A 5490-nucleotide genomic window follows, 5' to 3' on the forward strand; every position below is an offset into this window, starting at 1 on the left:
CACAGAATGATGTCACGCTGAAAATGCCGGCCTTTGAATGGGTTCATGTGCAGCTCCATCAGCAAAAGGGGATGATAAGTTTATCACCACCGACTATTTGCAACAGTGCCCGTTCTCATAATGCGATACACCCGCTTTGCATTAACCACAGGCAGGCCGTCCCGCTCCGACTCCCGTCGCAGCAGCGCCCACACACGGCGATAACCATACGTCGGCAGGTCAGCCACCGCCATGTTTATCCGGGACAATACGGTGGTATCGTCAGAACGGGGCTGCCGTCTGCGATCCTGTCAGTCAGATGGCCGGTGAACCCGAATGCTCAACTGCGCACGCGACACGCTAAGACTTCTGCAAACGTCGCTTATTCGTCGTTCCCAGGCAACGAGGGCGCATGCGCAATCCATTTTTTTGCCCGGCCGAACTCCACGGCCTCTTTGAGTATCTCGGCTTCCATCGTCTTTTTGCCCAGAAGGCGCTGGAGTTCGCGAATTTGCTTATTGGCGGCAGCGAGTTCGGAGGCCGGCACCACTTCCTCGCCCGATGCAACAGCCGTCAGTGAACCGTCTTAATATTGCTTGCGCCATTTGAATATCTGGTTTGCATTGATGCCATGCAGGCGCGCGACATGAGACACGGTCATACCGGGCTCCATAGTCTGCTGAATAATGGCAATTTTTTCCTGCGGTGTACGACGCCGACGCCGCTCAGGTCCTGATAACACTTCAACCATCTTATCGTTCTGACTGGTATTAAACATAGTTCCAAGACTACCTCTTATTTTAAGAGAGTCGAAGTGTCTGGTGATCTATGGGGCCAGTCTAGCCCTCTTCCAAGTGTAGGGAGATATAGTCAAAGTTTGCTTCTCCGCCGATGAGTCCGCCCTGCGTCGGATAGTCCGATTTTTTACCGGCGAAGCACGGCTCTCCTAACCCTATCTAAAGCGAATAACTTTTTTCAACAGGGCCGCGTGCCAATGCAAGAGCGATAGGCGCTCTACGCGCCAATTTGACCACTTAAAACAGGTAAATTGAGGGGTTGTAATGTGTTGATGTAACAGGCTTTTATTTTAATGTCTTGGCATATGTATAATGGTAGTCTAGCCCTCCTTTCAACAAGGAGTACTCATGGAAACCTACAATCATACATATCGGCACCACAACTTTTCACATAAAGACTTAAGTGATCTCACCTTCACCGCTTGCACATTCATTCGCAGCGACTTTCGACGTGCTAACTTGCGTGATACGACATTCGTCAACTGCAAGTTCATTGAACAGGGTGATATCGAAGGCTGCCACTTTGATGTCGCAGATCTTCGTGATGCAAGTTTCCAACAATGCCAACTTGCGATGGCAAACTTCAGTAATGCCAATTGCTACGGTATAGAGTTCCGTGCGTGTGATTTAAAAGGTGCCAACTTTTCCCGAACAAACTTTGCCCATCAAGTGAGTAATCGTATGTACTTTTGCTCAGCATTTATTTCTGGATGTAATCTTTCCTATGCCAATATGGAGAGGGTTTGTTTAGAAAAATGTGAGTTGTTTGAAAATCGCTGGATAGGAACGAACCTAGCGGGTGCATCACTGAAAGAGTCAGACTTAAGTCGAGGTGTTTTTTCCGAAGATGTCTGGGGGCAATTTAGCCTACAGGGTGCCAATTTATGCCACGCCGAACTCGACGGTTTAGATCCCCGCAAAGTCGATACATCAGGTATCAAAATTGCAGCCTGGCAGCAAGAACTGATTCTCGAAGCACTGGGTATTGTTGTTTATCCTGACTAATTGCTTTGATGTGTGATTTTAAACGCTCAAATTTATAAAACGAATAATATTGTCAACCTTGCAATAATAGACATAGGGACAACCATGTATAAATTTTTACCCTCAGGCGTCTTCACAATAGAGCCATATAGCAGTGGGTCACTTAGTGGGCTTAATTTTTCCATTAAAGATAATATTAATATTGCTCAGTATAAAACATCATATGGTAGCCCATCTTGGCAAGTAAACATAAGGCTGCCATTTATAAGGCACTGTTGCAAAAATGTGGAGGTGATAGGGGTACTACGCCGGAACCCCAGATTTTTCCGTCCGTTCAAATTATCCACGGTTGAGCAGCTTGATCCCGTCCGCCCGCAGTTGACCAACAGGGGAAATATGCCTGTACAAAGTTTGCCGGGTTATCCCAAGTTCCTGGCATAGCGTACTGACCTTTGTTTCTGATTGTCCCATTGATGCCATTGCCAGTCGCAGTTTGACTGGCGTCATTTTATAAGGTCGGCCGCCGTTCCGCCCACGGGCTCTTGCTGATGCCAGACCTGCAGTCGTTCTTTCAGCAATCAGTTCGCGCTCAAACTCCGCCAGTGCGGCAAAGATACCGAAGACAAGCTTGCCAGCGGCCGTTGTTGTGTCGATAGTCGCCCCGTGACCGGTCAGCACTTTCAGACCGGTCCCCCTCGCGGTCAGGTCGTGCACTGTATTAATGAGATGACGAAGATCACGACCGAGGCGGTCCAGCTTCCATACGACCGAGAGCATAAAAAATATTGGGGCAGCGTGAGCTATGCTGCCATCGCTGGTCCCTTCCCGTCACTTTGAAAACCCGGATACCAGCAGACAAATTTATCCTGCAGTTCGTTATTCAAAACGGCGGTCCGGGTCTGTAACAAATAATGAGCCCCTTTTCTGCTCCACTGCATCTGCTGCTTTTTGGCCATTCGTCTGGCGATCACTTCATTGATCGTGGATTCCACAAACGCGGTTGATACCGGCTCTCCGTACCGACGCATTTCGCCGTAGTTTGGGATCATCATCTTATTATTCCGGATGTAGGTATACATTTCATCCAGATGTTTTTGCAGGGATTTCAGGCTAGGATAGCTGAGTTCAGGGTCATCGCAATACATAACGCAATTATCAATATGTTCCAGCGCAGCGACAACATTGCCATGCCAGAGATATCGTTTAATGCTTTCCAGCAGTGCCAGAACTTTACTCCCCGCCTCTGGATCTGATACCAGCAGTCCCCGGGCATATTGCATGAGCACCTTCAGCCTCATGGTGATATGAAACCAGTCCAGCACATGCGTTGACTCAGGGTACATACCGAACTGGAGGTCCCTGAGATTATCCGCGCCGTCGGACAGAAAAAATATCTGCTGGTTGGCCTGCATTCCCTGCGCTGAAAGGTGGGTCATGAGCCTGCGTTCCGGATGACAGTCATCCTTCTGAACAAAACCGAAGCGGCGGGTGTCAGCAGGCGCACCAACGGAAAAAGACTTCCCGGCAATAATTTCAAAATTACGCTTTTTGTCATCCCGATCGCGAACATAACCACCATCTATACCCACCACAAGCGGTTTTCCTGGCCTGGGCAGGTTCCCCCAGTCGCGGGGGCAGCCGGAAAGAAAACCTGAATGAGCTTCAGCCTCAGCGTCAAGACGCTGCGCCACCTGGCATAAATGATTCCTCACCGTTGAGGCATTCAGGCTGTGGCCCACCGGCAGAATATCTTTCAGCAGACGAGTCGTCATTTCATAGGAGATCATCGAGGCCCAGCGGGTTTCAATATATTTCAGTGCCGGGTGAGAATAATCGCCGGCCCAGTCGCTGAGCAAACTGACTGTCTTTGTATCACTCTCTTCACAACGGCACCGGTACACCCGAAGCCCGGATACCGGAATAACGCCAAACAGCGTCCGGTACCGTATTTTCTGTTTGCCTTTGATTCTGCGCGCAGCAAGGCAGTGAGGGCACCGGATATGGTGTTGAGTATATTCGTCTGCCTGCAGCTGGACCACCGACTGCTGGACCGTATTCAGCAACAGCTTGGATTCTGACACCGATAATCCGATGTCGTTCCGGGTCTCCCCTGATTTCTGGATTGTCATCAGTTCCTCCGTTCGACTGGAGCCTGATTCATCGGTGATGACTATCTGGAGCGTCAGTTGCATCATTGCCTCCTGCTGTGGTGGATGACTATCTCCCGGCTACTGGTTGTTCATCTGGTGACGAAGCTTATAATATGTGGAAACGCCAAGGCCCGCATGGTCGCAGGCGATCCTGAGCCTGACCCCTCTGCTTCTGAGTGCGTCAATTTCCTGGATCTTTTTGATATCGGCGCCGGGGCGCCCTGTTTTTTCACCCCGTGCTTTTTTCGCGGCGATGCCGTCGGCCTGCCTTTCCTTCAGTAAGGCTCGTTCAAACTGGCTGAATGCCGACATCATGTGCAGCTGCAGTTCCTGCATCGGATTGTTTGTGCCGGCGCTGAACGTCAGCTGCTCTTTCAGAAAAATAAGGGTAACGCCCTGGTCACGAAGCCGGGTGGTGACAGCGCACATATCCGACATATTCCGGCAAAGGCGATCGATGGAATGAACCAGAAGCGTATCACCAGGGCGTAATTGCCCCAGGAGTTCCTGTAACCCCGGGCGGTTTGTGTCCTTCGCGCTGGCATGCTCAACACAAATTTTATCAGGCTGAAAACCCGCCTTTGACAATGCCTCTTCCTGACGGGCCGTATTCTGATCGGCCGAGCTTACCCTGATGTAGGCATATTGCACGCAAAACCTCCGGAAGGTCTTTAAACATCATAGAGATTTAAAGAATAATCCATAAACACTGATTTAGGGAGGTTTATAGACATTTTTTCGGGGATCTGAGAGGCATGCTGAAAACGTATACCTTTATAGACATCAGTCAGCGACGACGGCCCAGCCAGATAACTTCAGGCTCCAGTACCGGAGATGCAAGGTCGAGCCTGCTCAGTTGCCGGTTGATTTTGTGGCGGTTGAACCTGACAGCATCCAGGTCGTCAGCAAAAGGGCGGATCTCGCCGACCGTTGTTTCATCATCCGCATTAACGATAGCTTCAAGAAACGCCAGGGTTTTATCGAACTCATCCGCAGCTGTGGCTCCGGGCATACCATGGCCGCTTATACAAAACGGCGCTTTCAGCGTAGAGTTTTCATAAATGGCCTCAACACGAATGTCATGAAGCCAGTGCTCAAAGAAATTGTATTCATAGGTAAAGCGATCGCCAGCATCAAAAGCAAAATCATCAATCACGACCCGGAACGGATTATCGACAAAACCGATGCCTCCTTCGTAGGAGATACCGTAATCTTTGCCATAAATGTGAAATTGATGGAGATGGTCGTCCCCCCAGCCCTGCACTATCTGGAAAATGAAGTGAAGCGCGGCCAGTGACGTGTCGGCAGCAATTCTCAGCCGACGCCAGACCATCGGACTGACTCCATGAACTGCTATTTTGATGACGTAGATCTTCATAGTCAGCAGGTATTGTTATGAAATGATGGTGGTTATTTTAACCCCTGTAGATGGCATCATTCGATGGCTGCCCCGAGGTTTTTCATGCTCTCCTATCTCATCTGCGCAAGGCAGAACGTGAAGACGGCCGCCCTGGACCTCGCCCGCGAGCGCCAGGCGCACGAGGCCGGCGCGCGGACCCGCGCCACGGCCCACGAGCGGA

At 50.3% G+C, this 5490-nt stretch carries 4 protein-coding genes and 3 pseudogenes; 2 read left to right on the forward strand and 5 right to left on the reverse strand.

Annotated elements, in window-relative coordinates:
* Window positions 1-113: 113 nt before the first annotated feature.
* Window positions 114-730, reverse strand: a pseudogene (locus tag ACJHYO_RS23740) (transposase); the annotation flags it as partial.
* Window positions 731-1124: 394 nt separating this feature from the next.
* Between ACJHYO_RS23740 and ACJHYO_RS23745 the strand changes: the two are divergent.
* Window positions 1125-1781, forward strand: a complete 657-nt coding sequence (locus tag ACJHYO_RS23745; protein ID WP_001516695.1) for a quinolone resistance pentapeptide repeat protein QnrS1 — start codon at window positions 1125-1127, stop codon at window positions 1779-1781.
* Between the two features lie 318 nt (window positions 1782-2099).
* Here ACJHYO_RS23745 and ACJHYO_RS23750 read toward each other — a convergent pair.
* The 4 genes and pseudogenes from ACJHYO_RS23750 to ACJHYO_RS23765 form a co-directional block, all read right to left on the reverse strand.
* Window positions 2100-2528: pseudogene (locus tag ACJHYO_RS23750) on the reverse strand (recombinase family protein); the annotation flags it as partial.
* 32 nt (window positions 2529-2560) lie between these two features.
* Window positions 2561-3952, reverse strand: coding sequence for an ISKra4-like element ISKpn19 family transposase (locus tag ACJHYO_RS23755; protein ID WP_001493761.1), 1392 nt, complete (start codon window positions 3950-3952; stop codon window positions 2561-2563).
* Window positions 3953-3988: 36 nt separating this feature from the next.
* Complete coding sequence (locus ACJHYO_RS23760) at window positions 3989-4561, reverse strand: recombinase family protein (protein ID WP_001493762.1); 573 nt, start codon at window positions 4559-4561, stop codon at window positions 3989-3991.
* A 136-nt stretch (window positions 4562-4697) separates the two neighbouring features.
* Window positions 4698-5288 (reverse strand): plasmid pRiA4b ORF-3 family protein, encoded by a 591-nt coding sequence (locus tag ACJHYO_RS23765; protein ID WP_012477564.1) that lies wholly within the window; start codon window positions 5286-5288, stop codon window positions 4698-4700.
* A gap of 117 nt (window positions 5289-5405) precedes the next feature.
* Between ACJHYO_RS23765 and ACJHYO_RS23770 the strand changes: the two are divergent.
* A pseudogene (locus tag ACJHYO_RS23770) lies at window positions 5406-5490 on the forward strand (relaxase); the annotation flags it as partial.

The sequence above is a fragment of the Escherichia sp. WS1118 genome, from assembly GCF_046487695.1.
GTDB lineage: Bacteria > Pseudomonadota > Gammaproteobacteria > Enterobacterales > Enterobacteriaceae > Escherichia > Escherichia coli.

Coding starts and splice junctions, on each gene's coding strand:
- ACJHYO_RS23745 (WP_001516695.1), top strand. CDS start 1,125: ATGGAAACCTACAATCATACATATCGGCACCACAACTTTTCACATAAA.
- ACJHYO_RS23755 (WP_001493761.1), bottom strand. CDS start 3,952: ATGCAACTGACGCTCCAGATAGTCATCACCGATGAATCAGGCTCCAGT.
- ACJHYO_RS23765 (WP_012477564.1), bottom strand. CDS start 5,288: ATGAAGATCTACGTCATCAAAATAGCAGTTCATGGAGTCAGTCCGATG.